We start from the raw sequence: 22412 nt of genomic DNA, 5'->3' as shown, positions 1-22412 counted from the left end.
TATAAGTTATCCGATTCCACACAGTTTTTGTCATATCCGAAACAAATTGTACTTTTACGTCGAAAAGAAGGAGGTATAAATGGTAAAATCTCGTATTTTTGATAATAAGCAGTTATTAAAGGAACATCCGGAAATTCCTCATTATAAAGAGGAGGTAGTCTGCTTTATGAGTGAATATAAGGACAGGAGCTATCCGGAAAACGAACGTTACTTTAATCGTGAACTTTATATGATACTCGTTCTTGAAGGTCGTTCCGAGATTTTGTTGAATGGGGAATTTCTTGTGATAGAGCCTGATATGTTGCTTGTTCATGGAGCGAATTATCTCACCGACCATCTTTATTCGAGTCCGGATATTAAGTTTATCACCCTCTCCATTTCCGAATCCATGCGGACAGATGACTCTTATCTTACCCAGATAACGGCTATTCTGTTGGCAACGATGAGGCAGAATAAGCAATATACCATACAGCTGACAGCATACGAAGCTCAAATCATTCGTAATGAACTGGAAGTGTTGATGCATTTGCTGAATATAAAACATCAGTTTCTTTTCCGGCGAATACAGGCGGCTTGCAATGCCTTATTTTTGGATATAGCCGATTTTCTTTCCCGAAAGACCATCATAAAAAAGGAGGTCAGTCGTAAAGACCATGTTTTACAGGAATTTCATGCGCTTGTTACCCGAAACTTCAGAGAAGAGCATTTCGTTAGTTTCTATGCGGATAAGCTGGCCATCAGTGAGCAGTACCTTGCGCGTATCGTTCGTGCCGGAACGGGAAAAAGTGTGAATACGATTATTAATGAGTTATTGATCATGGAAGCCCGAACCTTGCTGAGTTCCACTAAATCTACGGTAGGGGATATTGCTTCTCAGTTGGGCTTTAGCGATGCTGCCGGTTTCTGTAAGTTTTTCAAGAGAAATATGGGGCAGACTCCTCTCAATTATCGGAAGGGATTATGGATTTAAGTGAAAATGAATGCAGGTTGATGTGATCCCATAACGAACGGATACATCAACCTACATGAAATATATAATGAACTGGTTTTGACTTATCAGCCAATGAGTGATAGGATATCTTCTACGATCTGTTCATCCGTCAGATGGTTGGCACGAAGCAGTTCCTGTATATCATAACGGTCTACAAATTCTTTTTTAGCTCCATAGTTGAGCACTTTCATATCTGTAGCGCCATAGTAACGGGCAATCTTTTCACCGAAACCACCATCCAGAACTCCGTCTTCCAGTGTAATCACTAATTCGTGGTCGGCTTTCAGTTCGTCCATCAGTTCGCTGTCTACACCTGTGATGTAGCGGGGATTGATAAGGGTGGCATCAATGTTGGCTTTATCTTTCAGCAGTGACAGAACCGATTGCCCTAATCCGAAGAAGGAGCCTAATGCAAGAATTGCTACTTTGGAGCCGCGGTGGGCGACTTTATAACGATTGAGATTGCTATAGTCGGATTCCACCGGTTCACCGCAACTGATTACATCTGTGGCAGGTACACGGATAGCCACCGGATGCTCATTTTGGCGGATGCTCCATTCCAGCATGGCTAGATATTCCTCTTTACAGGTAGGTGCCAGATAGACCATATTGGGGATATTGCTGATAAGTGGAATATCGAAGAAACAGAGGTGGGTTACATCATTCATACCGGATAACGTCCCCCAGAATACTAACAGAACTGCCGGATTATTATTGATGCAGAGATCTTGCGATAGCTGGTCGTAAGAGCGTTGTATAAAGGTGCTGTACACTCCGTAAACCGGTTTTCCGCCATTGGCTGCGATACCGGAAGCAAGTGCCACTGCATGCTCTTCGGCAATACCGACATCTACAAACTGCTTGCCTGCTTCCTGACGACGGTCGGGAGTGAAGCCCAGAACAGCGGGGGTGCCCGAAGTAATAGTAACTACACGCTTGTCTTCTTTCATCTTTTTCAGCAGATATTGAGCGGTTACTTCACTATAATCTTCTGCGTCGTCGTTCATTTTTGATTCTCCGGTTTCTAGATCAAACGGAGTACGCCAGTGATAGGTCTCCTTGTCCTGTTCTGCAGGCTCGTAACCTTTGCCTTTTAATGTATTGATGTGGACTAGTATCGGATGCTGTATATCTTTAACTTTGGAGAAAGCCTCGATCAGTGCTTCCACATGGTTGCCGTCATTCACGTACATATAGTCCAGCCCCATCGCTTTGAAGAAGTTGCATTCACATTGACCGTTACTGTCGCGCAAATCTTTCAGATTCTTGTATAAACCTCCGTGATTTTCGGCAATGGACATCTGATTGTCATTGACAATAATAATCATGTTAGTTCCGAGTTCTGCTACGTAGTCCAGTCCCTCGAAGGCTTCGCCTCCGCTTAGTGAACCGTCGCCTATTACAGCGATGATATTTTCGTTGCCACCTGTCAGGTCACGTCCTTTTGCCAGTCCGCTTGCCAAGCTGATCGAAGTAGAAGTATGACCGATCACAAAGAAATCATGTTCACTTTCCTGTGGTTCTGAGTAGCCGGATACATGGTCATATTCAGCAGGATGGAGAAAAGCATCTTTACGTCCGGTCAGCATCTTATGTACGTAACTCTGATGTGATACATCATATACAATTTTATCTTTCGGTGAATTGAAAACATAGTGCAGGGCAATGGTCGCTTCTACCATTCCGAAGTTAGGGCCGAAGTGCCCGCCATGTTCACTCAGTTTTTGTAAGAGGGATGCACGGATTTCGTGACTTAAATCATTCAGTTCCTGAAACGATAACTTCTTTACGTCTGCGGGAGAGTAAATATTTTCTAAATACATATCAAATTGTTTTTTTATGTTTATACCTATATTTTTATTTCACTGCAAAGATACTGCCGGATTTGAAATCTGTTTGTATATGAATTACGGATTCTTTTACCTATATTACAGTTCCGCTAAAAATGGGCTTGATAAAACATAAAATATGACTTCCTCTATATCAACCATGTGCTCTTTTGCAAGCTTGATTCTTTTCTCCTGAATATACTTTGGATAAGGTATCACGCACGCGTAATCATTATATATAATAGTATATACTCTTATGTGCGGCAAAAAGATAAAACCGATAATCCGTAATTGGGGTAATAATGTCAGTAATTCATCTACAAACACTCTCTTTATTTCACCGTATTTTTGCAATGTAGAAAGTAGACAATCAATTCATTAATAATTAAATGTAAGAGATATGAAACGAATATTATTATTAACCGCTGTATTTATTATGATGCTTGGAACCAGTTTTTCTTTCGCACAGGCTGATGCGGATAATTTTTATAAAAGTGATTGGGTAAAGGTAGAAAAGGTTTCTTTTTCTAACCAGTATAAAATGAAAGTAGCCGGCAACTTGTTTTTGCCGAAGACCATGAAAGAGGGAGAGAAATATCCTGCCATTATTGTCGGACATCCGATGGGAGCGGTCAAGGAACAGAGTGCGAACCTGTACGCTACCAAAATGGCGGAGCGTGGTTTTGTAACGCTGTCCATCGACTTGTCTTTTTGGGGTGCAAGTGAAGGTGAGCCGCGCAATGCTGTTTTGCCGGAGGTATATGCGGAGGATTTCAGTGCCGCAGTAGATTTTCTGGGTACACGTCCGTTCGTTGACCGGAATAATATTGGTGTAATCGGAATTTGTGGCAGCGGAAGTTTCGCTATCAGTGCGGCCAAGATAGAACCTCGTCTGAAAGCGATTGCAACCATCAGCATGTACAATATGGGTACAGCCAGTCGTAACGGACTGAAACATGCGCTGACTCTGGAACAACGGAAACAAATCATGGCTGAGGCAGCAGAACAGCGCTATGCAGAGTTTTTGGGCGGAGAAACTAAATATACCGGTGGCACTGTACACGAAGTGACAGAAAACTCCGGTCCGATAGAACGCGAATTTTATGAGTTCTACCGTACTCAGAGGGGAGAGTTTACTCCCGAAGGAGCAACCCCGATGACTACCACACATCCTACGCTTTCGAGCAATGTGAAATTCATGAATTTCTATCCTTTCGCAGATATTGAGACTATTTCGCCCCGTCCTATGCTTTTCATAACCGGAGAAAATGCCCACTCACGCGAATTTAGTGAAGATGCCTACCGACTGGCTGCTGAGCCCAAAGAACTGTATATTGTACCCGGTGCAGGTCATGTAGACCTTTACGACCGTGTGGGTCTTATACCATTCGATAAATTGGAATCCTTTTTTAAGGAATATCTGAAAAAATAAGCATGAACAGGAAAAACAGATAACTATTTAAATAAAAGACAATCGAATCATGAAACAAATTAAAAATACACATTACGAAGGCGAACGTCCTTTGTTCGCATCCCACGGGCTTTATCTGGAAGAAGTAACCATTCATGCCGGCGAATCGGCATTGAAAGAGTGCAGTGATATAGAAGCGGTAAACTGTCGTTTCGAGGGAAAATATCCGTTTTGGCACAATGATGGTTTTGTAGTTAAAAATTGCCTTTTTACCGAAGGAGCACGTGCCGCACTCTGGTACTCCAGAAATCTGAAGATGAAGGATACATTAGTGGAAGCACCGAAGATGTTTCGCGAAATGGACGGAGTCGAACTCGAAAATGTACAGTTGCCCAATGCTTTGGAAACACTCTGGTATTGCCGGAATGTGGAACTGAACAATGTGAAGATAGATAAAGGAGACTATCTCTTTATACACGGAGAAGATATCCGCATCAAGAATTTTGTATTGAATGGCAATTACTCCTTCCAATATTGCAAGAACGTAGAAATCCGTCATGCTGAAATCCATTCGAAGGATGCATTTTGGAATACGGAGAATGTGACAGTCTACGATTCTGTGCTGGATGGAGAATATCTGGGATGGCATTCTAAAAACTTACGTTTGGTGAACTGCAAAATTTCGGGTACACAACCGCTTTGCTACGCACACGACCTGATAATGGAAAATTGCACGATGGCGGATGATGCAGACCTTGCTTTCGAACACAGTAGTGTGAAGGCAACGATTAAAGGCCCGGTTCACAGCGTGAAGAATCCCCGTACGGGAAACATTGTTGCCGAAAGTTTCGGGACAATCATCCTGGACGAGAACCTCAAAGCTCCGGGAAACTGCGAATTGAAACTTTGGGACGGACTGACTTGTTTTGATTGAAATATATGAAGTACAACTTCGATGAAATTGTTCTACGCAGAGGTACAAATTCCTATAAATGGGATTCTGCCGGAGATGCGGATGTATTACCAATGTGGGTAGCTGATATGGATTTCCGTACAGCTCCCTCTGTGGTGGAAGCGTTGAAAAGGCGGGTGGAACATGGTATCTTCGGATATGTGCGTGTGCCCGATGCTTACTATGAGGCGATAACAGGATGGTTTGCCGGACGTCATGGCTGGCAGATTGAAAAAGAATGGATTATTTATACGACTGGAGTAGTACCGGCCCTGTCAGCTGTCATCAAGGCGCTGACAACTCCCGGTGATAAAGTAATCGTGCAGACACCTGTCTATAACTGCTTTTTCTCCTCCATCCGCAATAACGGATGTGAGGTTGTTGCAAATCCATTGATTTACATGAACGGAACGTATCAGATAGACTTTATTGATTTGGAACGAAAGGCGGCTGACCCGAGTGTAAAAGTCCTGCTATTATGCAATCCGCACAATCCTGCCGGAAGAGTCTGGACAAAGCAGGAACTGACTCGCTTGGGGGAAATCTGCCTTCGGAATAATGTATGGGTAGTAGCAGACGAGATTCATTGCGAACTTGTCTTTCCGGGACATACTTATATCCCTTTTGCATCTGTCTCAGAAGAGTTTCTGATGCATTCCGTTACTTGCACCTCGCCTAGTAAAGCCTTTAATCTGGCGGGGCTTCAGATTGCCAATATTGTTTCTGCCGACGCTGATATCCGTATGAAAATAAACAAAGCAATCAATATAAATGAAGTCTGTGATGTAAACCCGTTTGGTGTAGAAGCCTTGATAGCTGCCTACAATGACGGTGCGGAATGGCTGGAAGAACTTAACCAATACCTGTTTGCCAACTACCATTGTTTAAGGGCTTACTTTGATAAATATCTTCCCGAATTTCCGGTGATGCCATTAGAAGGCACCTACTTGGTATGGGTAGATTGCTCGGCTTTGAAACAATCGTCGGAGAATATAGTGAAAACTCTGCTGGAGAAGGAAAAACTTTGGGTGAACGAAGGCAATCTGTATGGAGAAGCTGGTGAAGGATTCGTCCGCATCAATATCGCTTGTCCGCGGCAACGGCTGATAGAAGGACTGAACAGAATGAGGCGGGCGTTATCATCGCCTATTACCTCATTCACCTAACCAAGATAGCGTTTTAGGATTGCAGACGAAATTTATTGGGAGTCATCCCGACAACCCGTTTGAACATCCGGCTAAGGTGCTGTGGATATTGGAATCCGATTTCGTAAGCAATCTGGCTGGTAGTCTTGTCCGTAGACAACAGCTGCTCCTTCACTAATCCGATCATTTTATCCTGAATATATTCAGAGACGGTTTTACCGGTCTGTTTACGTACCATGTCACTGAAATAGTTAACGGAAAGGAATACTTTATCAGCGAAGTACTTGACCGATGGCAACCCTTGATTTTGCGGGGCATCTCCTTCGAAATATTCGTTGAGCAGATGTTCGAAGCGGACAATGATGTCTTTGTTTACTCCGTTTCGTGTGTCGAACTGGCGTTCGTAAAAGCGCATACAATAGTCGAGCAGTAATCCTATGTTGGCGCAGATCAGTCGGCGGCTGTGCTTGTCGATGGAATGTTCCAGTTCGATGGTGATTTTTTGCAGGCAGTCCATCACAGTTTGCCGTTCTTCTTCGGAAATGTGGAGTGCTTCGTTGGTTTCGTAGGAGAAGAAGGAGTATTTTTTTATTTCTTGTCCGAGCGCAGTGCCACGTATAAGGTCGGGATGAAAAAGAATACCATGCGCGTTGGGCTGGATATTTGGCAGCATTTCCAGGTCGGTGATTTGTCCGGGAGCAAAACAGACGATGGTTCCGTCTTGGTAGTCGTAATATTGTCGTCCGTATTTAATATCACCACATTTTACATTTTTCAAGTATAGTGCATACACTTCGTAACGAAACCACGCACGTGTGGGCCACGTAGTGGATTTGGCCAGATCAATGATGCTGACTAACGGATGTCTGGTTTCAAGCCCGAAGATTTCGTTGTAACGGTCAACGTTGTCTATTACAATCATTTCTTTAGTATTCTCTTCCATATCACAATCTGTTTTTTAATGCGTTACAAATATAATTCTTTTCTCTTTAAAATTTTTACTCTCCCATCAAAATCCATGATTGGGGTATAAATATCTGTAAATCGTCTACATCCGGGCTGGTCCATTCCCCGTAACTTTGTAACCGGTAATTTAACATTGAAAAGAGATAGCAATATGAAAAAGATTCTATTAATTCCATTGATGATGCTGACGATGATGCCGATGGCGGCTTGCGACGGCTCAAACGCTGATCCGATTCTTCCGGAACAGCCGGGACAACCGGGAAATTCCGATGGTGGAGACGAGGACGATTCTACAGACCCGACAAACCCCATTCCGGGTGGTAACGGGCGATATCTGGTACTTTACTGTTCGCGTACCGGCAGCACGGAGCGTATGGCGCAACAGATTCAGCAAACACTCGATTGCGATATCCTGGAAGTGGTACCGCAAACCCCTTATGAAAGCGATTATAATGGGATGCTCAACCGTGCACAGGAAGAACTGGCTGCTATCCGTCAGGGGAATTATCCGGCGATTAAAACTTCGGTTGAAGATTTTGGCAACTATGATATCGTGTTTGTCGGCTATCCGATTTGGTACGGTAGCATGGCCACGCCGATGCAGACGTTCCTGCATAATCATGCTTCGAAACTTGCAGGTAAGCGTATCGCTCTTTTTGCCAGCAGTGGCAGCAGCGGCATCTCTGCATCAGTTGACGAGGTGCGAACGCTTTGCTCCGGTGCCACTTTCACCGAAACATTGCTTCTGACTTCTTCGACACTTTCGCAGATGGGAAACCGGATACGGACATGGCTCGAAACACTCGGTGCGAGTCGGGAAAACAATCATCCGTCCACTTCTATGAATGTGAAGATTACAGTCGGTAACCGTACCATTACTGCTACGATGGAAGACAATGCCGCAGCGCAAGACTTTCTTTCGCGTCTGCCGCTTGAAGTGACGCTGAATGATTATAATAATATCACAGAGAAAATTTTCTATCCGTCGCCTGCACTGACTACGACAGGAGTGACCCGTGGCTGTGCGCCTGTTCCCGGTGATATTACAATCTATGTGCCGTGGAATAATGTGGCGATCTTCTGTAAAAGCGGGTCGCAAAGCAATGACTTGATAAAGATTGGCCGCATTGACGGTGATGGAATAGATGCATTGAACGTTCCGGGCAATGTGGCAGTGAAATTCGAACGACAATCATGATTGATGCTACGCCACTCATTCCCGGACTGAAGATGAAGTAAATGACAGGCAGTACTATAAATCCGTAATTTTGGTTTTTATATCCGTAACTTGTATTATAAAGAGTTGGATCAGAACAGCTAATTTTGCATTATCGGCGAGTTCTTAAATAGTAAACCATAGACGTCACAGTATGAGAGAATTATATTTTATTTTTGTAACAGTCATCGGATTTCTGCAAATCCCGATGCAATCTATAAATGCACAGAGTATGAAAAAAGAAGAAGTACCTCAGAACATCAGCGCATTTCCGTTAGGAAAGGAAAATACGGGATTCAAGCAATATTTTACAGGAGAATCCTGGCTGGCACCGCTGACCGGTAACAAAGACTTGAATGTACCCATGTCCAACGTTACTTTTGAACCCGGTTGCCGAAATAACTGGCACAGCCATACGGGCGGACAAATCCTCATTGCTGTCGGAGGTGTGGGATATTATCAGGAACGTGGCAAAGCGGCACGCCGCCTGCTCCCCGGTGATGTGGTTGAAATAGCACCGGACATAGAACATTGGCACGGTGCCGCCCCCGATAGTTGGTTTTCGCATCTGGCTATCGGCTGTAATCCGCAGACCAACAAGAATATTTGGCTGGAACGGGTAGACGACCGGCAGTATGCCGAAGCTATGAAAGGTAACGGAGGAACCGGATTAAGCGCCACCGACCCCGAACTGGATGCAATATTCGGCAATTTCACAAAGGAGGTGCAGCAATACGGCAACCTGGATACTAAAACCCGCCTTATGATAACATTGGCATCCAATATTGCTTCACAGGCACAGACCGAATACCGGATGATGCTTGAAAGCGCTCTCAATGCAGGTATTACTCCGATAGAAATAAAGGAAATCCTTTACCAGGCAGTAGCCTATGCAGGCATGGCTAAAGTGATGGACTTTGTCGGCATCACTAATGAGGTGCTGCTTGCCCACGGTGTACGTCTGCCTTTAGAGGGACAAGCGGTCGTTTCTGCCGAAACCCGTTTCGACAAAGGACTGGCGTTGCAGAAATCCATTTTCGGCGAACGGATAGACCAAATGCATAAAAACGCTCCCGAAAACCAAAAGCATATCCAGCGTTATCTCTCCGCCAACTGCTTCGGAGACTACCAGACACGCGGTGGACTGGACGTGAAGACACGGGAACTGCTGACGTTCTCCATCCTTGTTTCCTTGGGAGGCTGTGAATCACAGGTGAAAGGGCACATACAGGGAAATGTCAATGTAGGTAATAGTAAAGATACCTTGCTGGCTGTCGTGACGCAGCTCTTGCCTTACATCGGCTATCCGCGCACTCTCAATGCCATAGCTTGTTTGAATGAAGTGATTCCGGAAGATAAATGAATTTAAAATAAGGAAATACATGCGTGATATATATACTGACCGAACTGTTGGATGGGGGGATTTATATATATTAACTATGTTCTGTTTTTAAGATTTTTATTGGGCGAATCAGATATCTTTTAAAGTCAGATAGAGAGAGTACTGCATAAAATTATGAATAAATATCTAGTTTAAAGCTCTGCTAGTGCAAAGAAATTGATTATTTATGCATAATAACTAGCAGTGTTTGTGTCTGTTTATTTTAAAGGAACACTTCGTTCCTTTAAAAGAAACGGAATGTTGGTCGGTGAGGAAGCTACTAAACCTTTAAAAGGAGTGAATGAATTTCTATTTTGTCTGTATAGATTCCCTGGTTTACTTTATTTTATGAAAGGAAAGGAACTGTTAATTTGAATAGATTATATTCCTTTTTGTAACCATTCTAAATGAATTTGAACTAAAATTGTTTCCTATTGAAGGATAAAGCTTAATATAACTATTCTTTGAATACTTCTAAAATAAAAATCCTGCCGTTTTCTGTATCTATCATTAGGCTTTCTTGCATATTTTGCATAAGAAACAAGTTAGATGGTCGTTATTTCATATATGTGCTGTTTTTTAGATTTTAAGACTGTAAAATAGATGTTAATGCAAAACTAAAACTACGAACTATTTTTTTATAGGATATGTTTTTTTTGAGTGAATAGCAAACAAAACTTCACATAAATATTTTTAATTATGAAAAGAACTATTATTTTATTAGCTTGTGCATTAGGTATATTTACTGCAAATGCTCAATCGGTGGTAGAAAGTACTAAATTTACAGATAACTGGTCTGTAGGAATCAATGCTGGTGCGATTACACCTCTCACTCACAGTGCTTTTTTCAAGAGTATGCGCCCTGCTTTTGGAGTAGGGTTCTCTAAACAGTTAACACCTAATTTCGGTTTGGGATTTCAAGGTATGGGGTATGTTAATACTACCCGGAGTAAGACAGCTTTTGATGTTTCTGATGTAAGTTTATTGGGAAAGGTCAATCTGATGAATTTGTTTGGAAGCTATTTGGGTACTCCGCGTGTCTTTGAAATAGAAGCTGTGGCCGGAATGGGTTGGTTACATTATTATGCAAGCGGCGATGGAGACCAGAATTCCTGGTCCACCCGTTTTGGAATGAATTTTAATTTTAACCTTGGAGAAAGTAAGGCCTGGACCCTTGGACTTCAACCAGCTATCGTGTACGATATGCAAGGTGATTTTAATAGAGCAAAAAGCCGTTTTAATGTCAATAGTGCGGCTTTTGAAATAACAGCCGGGCTGACTTATCATTTCAAAACAAGTAACGGAAACCATTACTTCACCAAAGTGAAAGTTTATAATCAGGCAGAAATTGATGATCTGAATTCTTCTATCAATGCCCTACGCGGTGAAGTGAATAATAAAAACAGTGAACTGAATAATGCTGTCCAAAGAATCAGTGGATTGCAGCGTGATCTGGAAGATTGCCGCACAAAGACTGTTCCCGCTGCTGTGGTAAAGACAAGCAGGGTTCCGGAATCTATCATTACCTTTAGACAAGGCCGCTCGGTGGTAGATGCTTCGCAACTTCCGAATGTGGAACGTGTAGCTTCTTATATGAAGAAACATCCTGATACAAGAGTCGTTATCAAAGGATATGCTTCTCCAGAAGGTAGTATAGAAGTAAATGATAGAATAGCAAAAGCGCGTGCCGAGGCTGTGAAGAATATTTTAGTCAAGAAATATAAGATTAATATAGACCGCATAATGGCCGAAGGCCAAGGAGTAGGCGATATGTTCACTGAACCGGATTGGAATCGTGTAAGTATCTGTACTATCGAAGATTAATGACTTAGAAGTTCTCTTTTCAATTAAATAGATTATTAACTTAATACCTGAATTATGAAAAAGTTATTATTATCAGTAATGGTTGCACTTGCAGCTTTAGGAATGAATGCCCAGACAAAAAAGGGAGAAGGTTCGTTGATGGGAAGTCTTGGATATCAAACCAATTATGAAAGGTTCGGTTTGCAGGCACAGGGACGTTATGTGATAGCTGACAATCTTCGGATTGCGCCTGATCTCACATTTTTCTTTCCGAAAGATAAAGTGACGGGATTGGATGTAAATGTAAACTTTCATTATGTCTTCAATTTCAGTAAAGACGGGCAAGGATTCTCTGTCTATCCGCTTGCGGGAATAGGCATGCAGAATAATTTCTATGGAAAACAGAAAGTGGAAGTTGACGGTGTGACTACCGAATTAGATAGAAGCAATACTACAAAGTTTGCTTTCAATCTCGGAGGCGGTATTACGTTACCTTTATCAGAACGTAGTTATTTAAATGCAGAGGCGAAATTCATGTTTGCCAACGATGATAATGTCGTCATCATGTTGGGTTATGGTTATAAATTTTGATTCTTGATGTGTGCCGGACAGCTTTTTGGTGCTGTCCGGCCTATTAAAATATAGATGTACATCTCAACCAACCTGAATTATTAACTTTAAAATGAATCAATTATGTTTTATCATGTAAAAGATTTGCAATTCAATGCCCGCGTATCCAAACCGGACCCGCGTTTTGCCCGTATATTGCTCGAAGCATTCGGCGGTGCTAACGGTGAATTAACCTCAGCCATGCAGTATTTTGTACAGGCTTTTAGTTGTCATAATCCGTTTCCTGATAAGTATGATATGCTTATGGATATCGCTACGGAAGAATTGACGCATCTCGAAATAGTAGGAGCTACCATACAAATGCTTCTCGGTCCGGTAAACGGTAAAATGAAGGATGCTGTTGAAACGATGGAGATTAGCAAATTAATGGAAGGTAAATCTGCAAAAGAGGAATATATCCATCAGGCATTTACCAATCCCCAATGTGTAGTTGTTGCTCCCGGCAGTCCTATGCTGACAGATAGTAACGGGAATCCTTGGTGTGCTACATATGTATCTGCCAATGCGGAATTGACGGTGGACCTTCAGTCTAATATGGCTAATGAGTGTCGTGCCAAAATAGGATATGAAAATCTGCTTTCGTTTACAGAGGATCCATTTGTCAAAGAAACCCTTACTTTCCTTATGACTCGTGAGATTACTCATTTTCAACAGTTTGAAGCTGCACTGTCAACTATCCAGCCCAACTTCCCTCCCGGTACTTTACAAACTTCACCTAAATATAGTAATCTTTATTTTAACTTGTCAAAGGGTGGAGATTCCCGTGGTCCTTGGAACGAAGGTGAGAGCACGAGACTGAAAGAAGAATGGCAATATATTGATGATCCATTGCAAGAAGTAAGAAATACGAATGGATTGGTGGACAGAAAGCCGGAAGGTACCGAGCGTACCGAAAAGCAAGTACGTGCAATGGACCAAAAGCTAGCGAAAGAACGTAGCAGCCAGGTTCTGTCGGCAACTCCTGATAAGGATTTGACATGGTGTGACTACCAGAAATCTACATCTTTTGGTAAAAAGTCGGATAAGAAATAAGATTACCATTTCTTAAATGAATCTTTTATATTATTCCCGGTCGAAGAATTCGAAGATATCTTTTACCGGGAATTTAAGTTCTTACCTAAATATAACAATTTAATCGGGAATATATAAGATAATTATTATTTATAGCATGGGTGATGGCATGTGCTATTACCTTGGTAATGACATCTTGCGGGGATAAAAATACTCAAGACAAGGTTAACATCCGTATCGAGAATGTGAAAAAAGATACAGAGAGAACTCTTTTTATTTAGGTTTCCAGTTTGTATAGCTCCAACTTGAATTGGTTTAAATACCAGCAATTCCCATCACATGTTTTTTTGGAAAGGGCTCCGAAGATTGTCCGACTCATACATCTGTTGCCAAACAGATTACTACAACGTAATCTGTATGCTTCAATAGCGAGTGACCTTTCTACCATACGCCCTTTAGTATATGCATCCGAACACATTCTGTGTATATCATCATAGTCAGGATGATTAAGAAGAAATAGATTGTCATTATTTTCCATATTTATATATTTTAAAAGTCTTATATTTAGTAAAACATCTTGCTTGTAATAGAAGTTTGTCAGAAGAATATAATCATTCTTAAAATCGTAATAATTTAGTTGGATCATATTCTGAAAGTTATGAAAGTGTGATATAAAACGAAATATGTGTTAAACGCAAGTGCTAAAATAGAACTAAATGATACTGAATGGTGTTTATTTTTAAATGAATGACATTATTAATAGTTGAATGAAAAACAGGATCTAAATTAGCGAGATGTTTGGATAGCTTGTTCTTTGGTTTATAAACTAAATAGAAAATGCAGTTTTGGTTTGAGAAAAATATGAACCTTTTTTGAAATGTAAATATAAACCTAAATTTTAAACATTATGAGTGTAATTTGGTACATTATTATTGGAATCGTTTCCGGTTTTATAGCCGGGAAGATTATGAGAGGAGGAGGTTTCGGTCTCCTGATTAACCTTCTTGTAGGTATCATTGGTGGTCTCTTGGGAGGCTGGGTATTCGGACTGCTGGGTATTGCTACTGGTGGCATTTTGGGTAGTCTTATTACTTCGGTTGTAGGTGCAGTATTGCTTTTATGGATTGTATCTTTATTCAGAAGGCATCCGAACGAAGGGTGAAGAACTTTGATTTATTAATAATTTAAACTAAAACTTGATTATGGAAAGAGGAAAATCTAATTTAATTATTGGGCTGGGAGTAGGCTCGGTAGTTGGAGCGCTTGTTTATCATTTTTGGTGTTCTCCTAAGGGCAAGAAGATGAAAGAAAAAGTAAATCATGCCTTTCAGAAAGTAACTGGTGAAGGCATAAACATGATTGATACGGTGAATGATAAAGTATTGGATGCTGGGGTTGAAGTGGCCGATAAGGTAGCGGACGGAACCTTTCATATAGCAGAAAAAGCAGATGATGTAAGAAACAAAGTTCATACTTTCTCGGATAAAGCAAAAAAATAGCTAGGTGTTTGTTGTTCAAAAGTGGGAGGACGGTGTAAATGATAGCTGTTCTCCCCTTTTTGTCATAAACAATCAGAGAGAGTGGAAACGACATTATTTTATATGTTTAACCGTTAACACAATTAATTATGAAAACCGGTAGTTTTAATTTATGGATCAGGCTGACACTAGGTTCAGCAATAGGAGCGCTTATTTATCATCTCTCGCCAGAATCTAAAACAAAGAAATTACGGAAAATGGTGCGTGCAAAACAGCATAGAAGAGAAAATGATGTAAAAAGTGAAATCTATACACTTTCTGCCGATGCCCGGAGGTAAGTAGCTGATTAATCGTTTGTCACTAAGTCCGGCTGTATTCGGTTGCCGGAACTTAGTGACACTACCCACCCTATGTAAGCGATTTCTTTTCTTCGTGTATCTCTATTATTTTAGTTGCCACCGCATATTCGTCAGGGAAAATCTTCCCTCCCAGCTCATTTGCCCAAGCCTTGGTAAATTCTGCACCTGTATATATGATAATGGCAGAGTAGTAAATCCATATGATGAAAATAGCCATGAATGCCGCAGCTCCGTAAACTGTTTCAATGTTTGCAATAGCTATATAGAACGATATTCCCCACTGACCTGCCAATAATAGTACAGTAGTTACGACTGCTCCGATAAATACGTCTTTACTTTTAATCTTTGCATCGGGTAGTATTTTAAAGATTAGTGTGAATATGATAGTTGTTACTACTATGTTAACAAATATGCCTATAACTTTTACTAATGATTCGGCTACATCCGGATTGTTGGCAATATATCTGTTACTCAAATCTGTGATAAGGTTAGTAATGGTAAATGTGATCAATAAAATGAAAGCAAATACGAGGATAACAGAAAAAGAGAGTAATCGGTTTTTAATATATTTAAGCCAACTTTTCCGGGGGACTGCCTTTATGCCCCAAATAGTATTCAGTGAACTCTGAATTTCTGCAAAGACAGTAGTTGCACTAAATATAGTAACTCCAACGCTAATAATTGTTGCAAAAGAAGATACGTCTGCTTCTGTCGCGTTCTCGATGATGGATCGGAGCGCCTCGACAACTTTTGGACCTACGACTGGTTCTATCTGGGTATATAATTGATCAGTTAGATCAATCTGAAGAAAGACTCCAATAGTAATTAATAGAGAAAATAATGGAATGATAGAAAATAGGGTAGCGTATGCCAAAGATGCACTCAGTCTCATTACATTGTCATCAACAAATCCTTGAACCGTATCTTTTATTATTTTAAAGGCTAAGGATAGTTTTTGTTTACTTGTAGATAAGGTATTCATTTTTCTTGTTTTTATTGTCTTAACGAATGGATTTAATTATTTGTTCGAATGGAGATGCTGTTGTTGATCATAGGTTCTATGAGACTTTTAAATATCAAATAGTTGTTAATTCAGATAGATGGTCGTGAACTAATATTTGATATAGTATGTTGTTTAAAGTGAATAACAAAATAAATTATAAACTAAAAAATTAGGCATGAGCAGATAAAACATTTCTAATGATTTAGCAAATGGAACATTACAATTTAAAACGTATGATTATGAAGAAATCTATTATTTTATTAGCTATGGTATTGGGTGCATTTACAGCAAATGCTCAATCCGTTGTAGAAGGTACAAAACTTACAGATAATTGGTCTGTAGAAGTAAATGCCGGTGCAATCACTCCTCTTACTCACAGCGCTTTCTTTAAGAATGCACGCCCCGGATTTGGAATTGGGGTTTCAAAACAATTGACTCCTATTTTTGGTTTAGGATTGCAGGGAATGGGATATATTAATACTACTTCAAGTAAAACGGCTTTTGATGCTTCAGACATTAGTCTGTTGGGTAAAGTAAACTTGATGAACTTATTTGCAGGTTATAATGGCACTCCTCGTTTGTTTGAGGTAGAAGCTGTAGCTGGAGCAGGCTGGCTACATTATTATGTGAATGGTGATGGCGACCAAAACTCATGGTCAACTCGTTTCGGATTGAATCTGAACTTTAATCTAGGCGAAAGCAAGGCCTGGACGTTGGGACTGAAACCTGCCATCGTATATGATATGCAAGGGGATTTCAACCAGGCAAAAAGCCGTTTCAATGCTAATAATGCAGCATTTGAACTGACTGCCGGACTAACTTACCACTTCAAGAGTAGTACAGGAAACCGTTACTTCACTAAAGTAAGAGTTTACAACCAGGGAGAAATCGACGATCTGAATGCTTCTATCAATGCCCTCCGCGGACAGGTGAACAATAAGGACGGTGAACTCAACAGTGCTAATCAGAGAATCAGCGGGTTGCAGCAAGAACTGGAAGAATGCCGTACCAAGGTCGTTCCGGTGGAGACTGTAGTGAAAACTGCCCGTGTTCCTGAATCTATCATTACTTTCAGACAGGGTAAATCATCGGTTGACGCTTCACAGTTGCCGAATGTGGAACGCGTAGCTTCTTATCTGAAGAAATATGCTGATGCAAAAGTAGTGATCAAGGGGTATGCTTCTCCGGAAGGCAGCGTCGAAGTCAATGCAAGAATTGCTGCTGCGCGTGCGGAAGCCGTAAAGACTATCTTGGTCAATAAATACAAAATCAATGCTTCTCGTATCACTGCCGAAGGTCAGGGCGTAGGTGACATGTTTACCGAACCGGATTGGAACCGTGTAAGTATATGTACGATTGAAGACTAAAAACAAGAGATGTAAATAGAATGGTGAGGGCTGCTCCGTGAAAGGGCAGCCCTTGCTGTATATATTCATTTATGACCTTCAGTTTGTGAATAAGTAATAGTAATATCTGTCGGACGGGCAGGAGATGATAGCAGAAAATCGGGCAAAGTCATTGTTTGTCTATCTAAAGTGACTACTTTTGGCAAACCATACTATTAAGGTATGGCTGAAGATGATGAAAGAGCAGAATATACCCCAGGACAGTTTGATAGCCGGCTATCTTCCGGCAGATTATTGCGATTCTTTTTCAAGGAATGTGGTCAGTGAAAAAGCAATCACTTCCGACGAGTTCTTTGATATGGCTTTTAACCACTCTCCGGCGTGGGTGAATGGGCTGATGAAGTTAAGGAATACGATAGTCAAACCGTTAGGTCTGGAAGTTGGTATGCGCTTTGCCGATACGATATGTGAGCAGAATGCACAGGAGATTGTTTTCGGTATGCCCGATAAACACCTGACGTTTCATGCTGCCTTATGGTGTGGAGAGAAGGAGTCCGGTGGGCAGACGTTTACAATCACGACCGTTGTAAAGTTCAATAACCGACTGGGCCGGTTGTACTTCTTCTTTATTCGTCCTTTTCATAAAGTCATCATCCGTTCTATGCTGAAAAGGGTAGCAAAACGATTGAAATAAAACAGCTTATGGATATAAATGATATCATAGACTCTATTTACAAGTTGCCGGATGCTTCAAAGGAGGCTTTACTGAGCGATGCTCCCGAAGTAGCCTATCCTAAAGGCTTCCATCTGTTCCGGGCAAACCATAAAAGCTCTAAGTTCTATCTGATGAAGAAAGGGATGCTGCATGCCTATACTCATCAGTCGGATAAGAAGGTTACCTTCTGGTTCGGGAAAGAAGGGGATGCAATCTTCCCTTTGCAAACTCTTTATGATAATCGGGCAGGATATGAGAATATTGAACTTTTGGAAGATAGTGTCCTGTATGAACTCAGTGTCGATAAACTGCACAATCTCTATCTGGAAGATATACATATAGCCAACTGGGGACGGAAGTTTGCCGAGAGAGAATACATCAAATCGGAAAAGCTGTTTATATCAAGGCAATTCAAAACTTCATTGGAGAGGTATCAGGAACTGATATCCGAATATTCCGATATACTTCAACGTGTGCCATTGGGTATTATAGCTTCCTATTTAGGCATCTCACAGGTCAATCTAAGCAGAATTCGTGCGAAGATAAGATGATTTTTTAAACTTTGTAAAATCCCTTTTTTACAAATGTAAAATGAAGGGCGCCGGAAATTCATGACCTTTGCAATCAAAAAAAGGAAGTGTTATGAATTGGATTCTTTTGATTTTGGCAGGATGCCTTGAATTGGTCTTTACTTTCTGTTTGGGAAAAATAAACAGAGTAGTAGGAGCAGAGAAATATATGTGGTCATTAGGGCTGCTGATATCCCTGTGTGTCAGTATGCTCCTTCTGATAAGGGTTACCAAAGCATTGCCCGTTGGTACGGCTTATGCTATATGGACCGGTATCGGTGCCGCCGGTACGGTGCTGATCGGTATCTTTTTCTTTAAAGAGCCGGCAAGCTGGGGCAGAATTTTCTTCATCTTCACATTGATTTGCTCCATTGTCGGTCTGAAATTGGTATCACATTGATACCTTATGGTATCATAAAAAAATAATTATCGATTATAATTTGGTAGTTATGAAAACAAAGCCCATATTTGCACCCCAAAAATAGGGACAGGCATAGAAAATCCTCATCGGAGGGTGCTATAATAGATAATTATAGTGCTGGATAAGATGAATGGTGTGAATCATTCAGCTTGTCCGGCACTTTTTTATTTTGTAACAAGTAAGATAAGAGGAGTAAGTATTGAAAAACTATGAAAGAGTTAAATTTGACACAAGGGAGTGTTCCGAAAGTATTACTGCAATTTGTGGTTCCTTTTCTGATTGCCAATGTGCTTCAGGCACTTTATGGCGGGGCCGACCTTTTTGTGGTAGGACAATACGATGATTCTGCAAGTGTGGCGGCTGTGGCCATCGGCAGTCAGGTGATGCAGACAATCACTGGGATTATTCTTGGCATTACGACAGGAACAACCGTTCTGATTGCCATAGCTACCGGAGCAAAGGATGACAAGAAAGTAGCTTTCACCATCGGTTCGTCCGTATGGTTGTTTTCAATAATCGGAGTGCTGCTTACTTTGGTCATGGTGTTTTTTCATGGTCGGATAGCAGAGTTGATGCATACGCCGATAGAGGCGATGGCGGATACGAAAAGTTACATCCTTGTATGTTCGGCCGGGATATTGTTTATAGTAGGATATAACGTCGTATGCGGTATTCTGCGCGGGTTGGGAGACTCCAGAACGCCGCTTTATTTTGTAGCACTGGCGTGTGTGATTAATATTGTACTCGATTTTATACTGGTAGGATATTTCCATTTGGGAGCTACAGGAGCGGCAGTTGCCACCATAACGGCGCAAGGAGTCAGCTTCATGATCTCTCTTTGGTTCTTATATCGGCACGGATTTCATTTTGAGTTTACCCGGAAAGATATCCGGCTGAACCGGAACCTGGCCAAGAAAGTCATGACATTGGGAGCGCCTATTGCGTTGCAGGATGCGCTGATCAATATCTCGTTTCTGATCATCACCGTTATAGTCAATCAGATGGGAGTGATCGCATCGGCTTCTTTGGGTGTCGTAGAGAAGATTATAGTGTTTGCCATGCTGCCTCCGATGGCAATCTCATCGGCAGTAGCGACGATGACGGCACAGAACTACGGAGCCGGACTTATACAACGGATGAACCGCTGTCTGGCTTCGGGGATAGGAATTGCACTTGTTTTCGGTGTATCGGTTTGTGTGTATTCACAATTCCTGCCGGAAACGCTTACCGCGTTCTTTACCAAAGATGCTGCGGTGGTATCAATGGCGGCGGAGTATCTGCGGGGATATAGTATCGACTGTATCGTTGTAAGTTTTGTGTTCTGCATAAACTCTTACTTCAGCGGACAGGGAAATTCATTATTCCCGATGATTCACAGTCTGATAGCGACTTTCCTGTTCCGGATTCCGTTGTCGTACTGGTTTAGTCAGATAGACAGTTCTTCCCTGTTTATCATGGGTTTTGCACCGCCTGTTTCAACAGTGGTTTCATTGTTAATCTGTATTTGGTATTTAAGATATACCCGGAAGAAAGTTTATTTGAAAGGCACCATGATGCCTGCTATGTCGAATTAGGTGTTTTTAAGTGGATATATTAACTAAAATCAATTTGTATGGAAGCTTATTTGAAGAAACTCTGTTTTGAGTATCAGGTTGAAGAAAAGGAAGTGAAAGAGCTGTTGGCTCGTATGGAAAGAGTGTATCTGGATAAAGGAGAAACGATTGCTTCTGCTACAATGCCCGAGCAGAGCTTGTACATTATCGTTTCCGGTATCCTGCATACATTTACTACCCGGCAGGGAGAGGACAAAACCGTCAGATTCCTGTCCGAAGGTGACGCTATATTGTGCTACAATACAAGTAAGCATTCTGTCAAAACACTGACAAGGTGTGTGGCCTATTACATCAGCGAAGATGAGATCGAGGAATTGTGTGCAACGTCCATCACGTTTTCCAATCTGATTCGTCAGATGATGGAATATCAGTTTTACCTTAAAGAGGAAATGAGTGTGAATGCACGTAAACTGACGATCAGGGAAAGATACCTTTCTTTATTATCAGAAATTCCCGATATTCTGTACAGAGTCCCTTTGAAGTACATTACTTATTATTTAGGGGCCGATGTGACAAGTCTGGGATATCTGGCCGGAAGCTGTAAATAAGAAATGTCTCATTCTCTATATTTGAAGATATTCCTTGTTGAATAGTCTATTCTTACCCCGGTGCTTCTCAAAACCGGAAAGTCTTTGGATCATTTGATAAGGAATATTATTTTTGTAATTGAAATGAAAAATCTGATTCCCCGATATACTTTCTATAAGAATAAGTATGGAAGTGAACTTTTGATAGATGTCGTCGAACTGAAATACGTAAAGAAGTTCCTCTCTCAGAGTTCTGTCCACACGCTGACTTACTATGATATCACGTTTGTCACAGAAGGGGAGGGCAAGTTTTCGATAGATAATCAGACTAACGAGGCGGCTTCCCGTGACGTGTTTTTCTCTAAACCGGGAGAGATTCGGAACTGGGATACCCGCCACATAGTCAATGGTTATGCTTTGATCTTTGAAGATGAGTTTTTATCTTCTCTTTTTAAGGATTCTCTCTTTGTGCAGCATCTTTCATTCTTCCAGTCGGGAAAGACATCATCCAAATTACAGTTGCCGGATGAACTTTATATGCGTATCCTTCAGATATTGCACAATATTAAAACGGAGATTGATACATACAAACAGAATGATGTGTATGTATTAAGGGCATTACTTTATGAAGTCTTGATGTTGTTGGACCGGGAATATAAGAAAGTGAATATGGAAGAAGAAACTACATCCAAAGAGGTTGGTAATATCCATATTGACAAATTTATGAAGTTGGTTGAGAGCCATCTGAAAGAGCAGCATTCTGTTCAATATTATGCGGATAAACTTTGTATTACCCCGAATTATCTGAATGAGATTGTAACCTCTACAAAAGGGATTAGTGCGAAGCAATATATCCGGAATAAAGTAATGGATGAGGCTAAGAGACTGCTTACTTATACAGATTTCCCTATATCGGATATTGCGTTTGAACTTCATTTCTCAACCGTCTCTTATTTTATCCGTAGCTTCCGGCAATATACTGGAACAACGCCATTACTTTATCGAAGAACGCATAAACCGTAAAAAGTGATATTTCTCCCTTTCTT

Annotated in this window: 23 protein-coding genes; 19 read left to right on the top strand and 4 right to left on the bottom strand. The window is 41.2% G+C overall.

The window, feature by feature from the left end; all coding sequences use genetic code 11:
- Positions 1-79: 79 nt before the first annotated feature.
- Positions 80-970, top strand: coding sequence for an AraC family transcriptional regulator (locus DW640_RS11675; RefSeq protein ID WP_074856935.1), 891 nt, complete (start codon positions 80-82; stop codon positions 968-970).
- An 86-nt stretch (positions 971-1056) separates the two neighbouring features.
- On the opposite strand, the gene DW640_RS11670 is transcribed toward DW640_RS11675, so the two are convergent.
- Positions 1057-2814, bottom strand: a complete 1758-nt coding sequence (locus DW640_RS11670) for a 1-deoxy-D-xylulose-5-phosphate synthase (RefSeq protein WP_117578187.1) — start codon at positions 2812-2814, stop codon at positions 1057-1059.
- Between the two features lie 406 nt (positions 2815-3220).
- Between DW640_RS11670 and DW640_RS11660 the strand changes: the two genes are divergently transcribed.
- Genes DW640_RS11660 through DW640_RS11650 form a run of 3 tightly spaced genes read left to right on the top strand, consistent with a single transcriptional unit; the run spans position 3221 to position 6349 of the window.
- The gene (locus DW640_RS11660; protein ID WP_072067405.1) at positions 3221-4252 is read left to right on the top strand and encodes an alpha/beta hydrolase; all 1032 of its coding nucleotides are present in this window, start codon (positions 3221-3223) and stop codon (positions 4250-4252) included.
- Positions 4253-4301: 49 nt separating this feature from the next.
- Positions 4302-5165 carry a DUF3737 family protein gene (locus DW640_RS11655; protein WP_008764890.1) on the top strand — a complete coding sequence of 288 codons (864 nt, stop codon included), beginning with the start codon at positions 4302-4304 and terminating at the stop codon, positions 5163-5165.
- A 5-nt stretch (positions 5166-5170) separates the two neighbouring features.
- The gene (locus DW640_RS11650) at positions 5171-6349 is read left to right on the top strand and encodes a MalY/PatB family protein (RefSeq protein ID WP_117578186.1); all 1179 of its coding nucleotides are present in this window, start codon (positions 5171-5173) and stop codon (positions 6347-6349) included.
- A gap of 13 nt (positions 6350-6362) precedes the next feature.
- On the opposite strand, the gene DW640_RS11645 is transcribed toward DW640_RS11650, so the two are convergent.
- The gene (locus tag DW640_RS11645; protein WP_117578184.1) at positions 6363-7271 is read right to left on the bottom strand and encodes an AraC family transcriptional regulator; all 909 of its coding nucleotides are present in this window, start codon (positions 7269-7271) and stop codon (positions 6363-6365) included.
- 174 nt (positions 7272-7445) lie between these two features.
- Here DW640_RS11645 and DW640_RS11640 point away from each other — a divergent pair, with 174 nt between their 5' ends.
- The 5 genes from DW640_RS11640 (at position 7446) to DW640_RS11620 (ending at position 13356) form a co-directional block, all read left to right on the top strand.
- Positions 7446-8492, top strand: coding sequence for a cyclophilin-like fold protein (locus DW640_RS11640; RefSeq protein WP_117578182.1), 1047 nt, complete (start codon positions 7446-7448; stop codon positions 8490-8492).
- A gap of 172 nt (positions 8493-8664) precedes the next feature.
- Positions 8665-9873 (top strand): carboxymuconolactone decarboxylase family protein, encoded by a 1209-nt coding sequence (locus DW640_RS11635; RefSeq protein WP_117578180.1) that lies wholly within the window; start codon positions 8665-8667, stop codon positions 9871-9873.
- Positions 9874-10590: 717 nt separating this feature from the next.
- Positions 10591-11715 (top strand): OmpA family protein, encoded by a 1125-nt coding sequence (locus DW640_RS11630; RefSeq protein WP_117578178.1) that lies wholly within the window; start codon positions 10591-10593, stop codon positions 11713-11715.
- Between the two features lie 54 nt (positions 11716-11769).
- Positions 11770-12285 (top strand): outer membrane beta-barrel protein, encoded by a 516-nt coding sequence (locus DW640_RS11625; protein WP_008762379.1) that lies wholly within the window; start codon positions 11770-11772, stop codon positions 12283-12285.
- 102 nt (positions 12286-12387) lie between these two features.
- Entirely contained in the window at positions 12388-13356 is a 969-nt protein-coding gene (locus DW640_RS11620; protein WP_008762380.1) for a manganese catalase family protein, read from the top strand.
- 256 nt (positions 13357-13612) lie between these two features.
- Here the strand turns inward: DW640_RS11620 and DW640_RS11615 are convergent, their stop codons facing one another.
- On the bottom strand, positions 13613-13873 hold the full coding sequence (locus DW640_RS11615) for a hypothetical protein (RefSeq protein WP_008762381.1): 261 nt from the start codon (positions 13871-13873) through the stop codon (positions 13613-13615).
- Between the two features lie 369 nt (positions 13874-14242).
- Between DW640_RS11615 and DW640_RS11610 the strand changes: the two genes are divergently transcribed.
- The 3 genes from DW640_RS11610 (at position 14243) to DW640_RS11600 (ending at position 15151) form a co-directional block, all read left to right on the top strand.
- Positions 14243-14497 carry a GlsB/YeaQ/YmgE family stress response membrane protein gene (locus tag DW640_RS11610; RefSeq protein WP_008762382.1) on the top strand — a complete coding sequence of 85 codons (255 nt, stop codon included), beginning with the start codon at positions 14243-14245 and terminating at the stop codon, positions 14495-14497.
- Positions 14498-14537: 40 nt separating this feature from the next.
- The gene (locus DW640_RS11605; RefSeq protein ID WP_022469990.1) at positions 14538-14834 is read left to right on the top strand and encodes a YtxH domain-containing protein; all 297 of its coding nucleotides are present in this window, start codon (positions 14538-14540) and stop codon (positions 14832-14834) included.
- A gap of 128 nt (positions 14835-14962) precedes the next feature.
- Positions 14963-15151: a hypothetical protein gene (locus tag DW640_RS11600; RefSeq protein WP_022469991.1), complete on the top strand. Its 189-nt coding sequence runs from the start codon at positions 14963-14965 to the stop codon at positions 15149-15151.
- A gap of 70 nt (positions 15152-15221) precedes the next feature.
- Here the strand turns inward: DW640_RS11600 and DW640_RS11595 are convergent, their stop codons facing one another.
- Positions 15222-16154, bottom strand: coding sequence for a YihY/virulence factor BrkB family protein (locus DW640_RS11595; protein ID WP_117578176.1), 933 nt, complete (start codon positions 16152-16154; stop codon positions 15222-15224).
- A gap of 254 nt (positions 16155-16408) precedes the next feature.
- On the opposite strand from DW640_RS11595, the gene DW640_RS11590 reads away from it, so the two are divergent.
- From DW640_RS11590 to DW640_RS11560, 7 genes are all read left to right on the top strand, one after another.
- A complete protein-coding gene (locus DW640_RS11590; protein WP_170848625.1) occupies positions 16409-17542 on the top strand; it encodes an OmpA family protein in 1134 nt (377 codons plus the stop codon).
- Between the two features lie 211 nt (positions 17543-17753).
- A complete protein-coding gene (locus tag DW640_RS11585; RefSeq protein ID WP_022469994.1) occupies positions 17754-18215 on the top strand; it encodes a DUF2867 domain-containing protein in 462 nt (153 codons plus the stop codon).
- 8 nt (positions 18216-18223) lie between these two features.
- Complete coding sequence (locus tag DW640_RS11580; protein WP_008762388.1) at positions 18224-18787, top strand: Crp/Fnr family transcriptional regulator; 564 nt, start codon at positions 18224-18226, stop codon at positions 18785-18787.
- A 91-nt stretch (positions 18788-18878) separates the two neighbouring features.
- Positions 18879-19205: a multidrug efflux SMR transporter gene (locus DW640_RS11575; RefSeq protein WP_016267201.1), complete on the top strand. Its 327-nt coding sequence runs from the start codon at positions 18879-18881 to the stop codon at positions 19203-19205.
- Between the two features lie 230 nt (positions 19206-19435).
- On the top strand, positions 19436-20800 hold the full coding sequence (locus tag DW640_RS11570) for an MATE family efflux transporter (protein WP_117578174.1): 1365 nt from the start codon (positions 19436-19438) through the stop codon (positions 20798-20800).
- A 38-nt stretch (positions 20801-20838) separates the two neighbouring features.
- The gene (locus DW640_RS11565) at positions 20839-21387 is read left to right on the top strand and encodes a Crp/Fnr family transcriptional regulator (protein WP_008762391.1); all 549 of its coding nucleotides are present in this window, start codon (positions 20839-20841) and stop codon (positions 21385-21387) included.
- A gap of 123 nt (positions 21388-21510) precedes the next feature.
- Entirely contained in the window at positions 21511-22389 is an 879-nt protein-coding gene (locus tag DW640_RS11560) for an AraC family transcriptional regulator (RefSeq protein ID WP_117578242.1), read from the top strand.
- Positions 22390-22412: the final 23 nt, after the last annotated feature.

The sequence above is a fragment of the Bacteroides sp. AM23-12 genome (genome assembly GCF_003434395.1).
GTDB classification, from domain to species: Bacteria; Bacteroidota; Bacteroidia; order Bacteroidales; family Bacteroidaceae; genus Bacteroides; species Bacteroides thetaiotaomicron.
The sequence above is the reverse complement of the archived record's forward strand: the minus strand, read 5'-3'. Positions and strand labels throughout refer to the sequence as shown.